This is a genomic window from Sedimentitalea sp. XS_ASV28 (genome assembly GCF_041224545.1).
In the GTDB taxonomy this organism is placed as follows: Bacteria; Pseudomonadota; Alphaproteobacteria; order Rhodobacterales; family Rhodobacteraceae; genus Sedimentitalea.
Genome location: NZ_JBGFGP010000011.1, coordinates 1 through 369 on the forward strand (window position 1 = coordinate 1; position 369 = coordinate 369).

The 369-nt window shown below is 55.6% G+C and carries 1 protein-coding gene; it reads right to left on the minus strand.

Annotated features, from left to right (window positions below):
* Nucleotides 1-130: LysR family transcriptional regulator (locus AB9K34_RS00050; protein WP_369952462.1), on the minus strand; the 130-nt coding region annotated here is incomplete at its 3' end.
* Nucleotides 131-369 lie beyond the last annotated feature (239 nt).

A 369-nucleotide genomic window follows, 5' to 3' on the forward strand; every position in this document is an offset into this window, starting at 1 on the left:
ACGACTTTATCTGAAAGGACAGCGCAGCCGGCGTGACATTCAACTCTTCGGCCGCGCGCGCAAATGACATGTGCCTCGCGGCGGCATCAAAGGCGCGCAATGCGGTGAGAGGGGGCAGGCGATCGGCCATGCCAGTTAAGAAATACTTGTCTGAAGGATTGAAAAGCCTCGTTTGTGCCTTTTATCCGCGCAACTCATATTAGGTGTCGCAGACAGATTTTCTGAATCATATGAGGCACGCCATGCTGGAAAGCACCACAACCCCCGAAATCCGCCTAATCTTCCTGAAGGCACACGAAGACCGCGCCCGTCTGTTTTTTGCGCTCTGGCGCAGGCTGTTGCCGCGCCGACATCAGCGGACGGTATGAA